This window comes from Protofrankia sp. CiP1_Cm_nod1 (assembly GCF_920888515.1).
In the GTDB taxonomy this organism is placed as follows: Bacteria; Actinomycetota; Actinomycetes; order Frankiales; family Frankiaceae; genus Protofrankia.
Window position 1 is genome coordinate 28624 of record NZ_CAKKTM010000044.1, and the last position, 1786, is coordinate 30409.

The following is a 1786-nucleotide window of genomic DNA, read 5'->3' on the forward strand; positions in this document are numbered from 1 at the left end:
ATTTCCCGGGCCACCCGGCGGTACACGCGGAATGCACGGTACACGCGGAATGCACGGAACATGTGGTACGCGCGTGACTTGTATGTGTGTATGCGCGCGTGAGGGCGGTATGCGTGTGTATCGCGAAAGATATTACGGACGATACGGCGGGTGCTCAGCTCGGGCCGTGGACCGGGCCCGGTCGCCAGGGGCCGCGTGACGGCGGTTCGGCATCGGGGCCGTAGCCGTCGGCCCACACCGTCCGGCAGTGCGGGCAGTCGCCGGACGTACCTGGCCGCGGGCCTTTCGGCGGGTCACCCGGGCCGCGTCGGCGGCGGCGCCGACGGTGCCGCGGACAGTCCAGCGTCAGCAGTGGCACGACAGGTTCAATCATTTTTGATCGGTAACCTTCCCGTTCCGTCGCAGGACGTACAGTTCAGTTTCTTGGTTTCGTTGAACGCACCGTCCTCGTCTGTTCCGCCGATGTCTCTGAGCACCTTTCCCGTGCCGCCGCACAGCCCACAGCTGCGCCAGGTCGGGTTGCCGCGCCGGGTGTCCTGCCGCCGCCGTTGGCCCTTGTCCATACGGTCGCGGTCCTCGCCGGCATCGTCGTCCCGTCGCCGCAAAAATCCCATGGCATCCTCCTTCTGATCGTCGCACCAGCATGCCGACCCGGCCGCGGGCAGATCGGACATTCCAACAACAGACCACAAAGTGGTCCACGGAGCCACGCGAAAGGCGCTGTGCTGACGCGCCCCTGCCCCGTAAGAATCCGCAGGCGCCCAGCCGGGGCTGATCGGGTGCTCAGCCGGGTGCCGTCGCCAGCGCGAAGGGCCGTCCGCAGGGTGCCCCTGGCGCGGTTGTTGTTCCGTCAGATTATGTTGCTGTCAGGTGGGAGACCTGCCAGTGGAGCAGCCAGTCAAGCTGCGCGCGCGGCAGCGGGATCTTCTTCCCTGGGAGCGCACCCGGCACCGCCCACCACGCGTACAGGCCCGGCTCGCCTGGCACCGATCTTGGCTCGGAGCCGACAATGCTGCCCGCTGGTACGGGCGCCGCACGTAGTACCTGACAGACTTCTTCAGCGGTCAGGGGCCCGCCATCCAGGCTGTCCACCTTGCGCAGTTTGGCGGTGGAGTGGCAGGACGGCCTCACCTCGTCTCCGCGTGTGATCTCAACACCTGCCGTCGTGCTGGGCGCAGTGTCGACATCCTGTTGCGGGTGTACACAAACTGCGTAGTCGGGCAGGACCAGTTCGTGAACGGTCGGATCGCGGATGCGCTGACCGGACAGCAGCCAGCCGGCAGGTTGGGCGGGGTCACGGACGCCCCCGGTGCGGGCTGTGAGACCCTGGATCCGCACGTGGCGGGCACATGGCGGGCAGGCTCCGGTGATCCGGACGTAGCCTGGCAGCGTTTCCGCAGGTCAGGAGGGCTCGCCTAGTGGCCGATGGCGACGGTCTTGAAAACCGTTAGGGCGTCCTGCGTCCTCGTGGGTTCGAATCCCACGCCCTCCGCTCTACCTGCAACGTCGACCCCGGGTCGCAGGTCAGGGAGTTTTCGATCTCTCTTTGGTGATCTTTCCTGGTGTTGCGTGCGTCCGGTTGTGTCCGGTGGCAAGCGGACGCCTACAGCCATCTGTGGGGAATACGTGGGGACGATCATGATGCCTCGCCGAGGGTTTGGGCACTGGACTCTGCGTCGTGGTTGTCCGAGTTGCCGAGCGCATAGCGCCTCTGCTCGGCCGCGGTGAGAAGACGGCCAGCGCGGATCCGCAGATCCTCGATAAGCATGGGCACATCGATGAGCCA

At 66.3% G+C, this 1786-nt stretch carries 2 protein-coding genes and 1 tRNA gene; 1 reads left to right on the forward strand and 2 read right to left on the reverse strand.

What is annotated here, in order from left to right:
• Positions 1–365 precede the first annotated feature (365 nt).
• Positions 366–674, reverse strand: a complete 309-nt coding sequence (locus tag NBX02_RS02960) for a hypothetical protein (protein ID WP_250289877.1) — start codon at positions 672–674, stop codon at positions 366–368.
• Positions 675–855: 181 nt separating this feature from the next.
• Positions 856–1131, reverse strand: a complete 276-nt coding sequence (locus NBX02_RS02965; protein WP_250289879.1) for a hypothetical protein — start codon at positions 1129–1131, stop codon at positions 856–858.
• Positions 1132–1404: 273 nt separating this feature from the next.
• Here NBX02_RS02965 and NBX02_RS02970 point away from each other — a divergent pair.
• Positions 1405–1492, forward strand: a tRNA-Ser gene (locus tag NBX02_RS02970).
• The last annotated feature ends 294 nt before the right edge of the window (positions 1493–1786 follow it).

Bases quoted from the DNA above. Each gene is read 5' to 3' on its own strand.
- NBX02_RS02960 (WP_250289877.1), bottom strand. From the start codon at position 674: ATGTCCGATCTGCCCGCGGCCGGGTCGGCATGCTGGTGCGACGATCAG.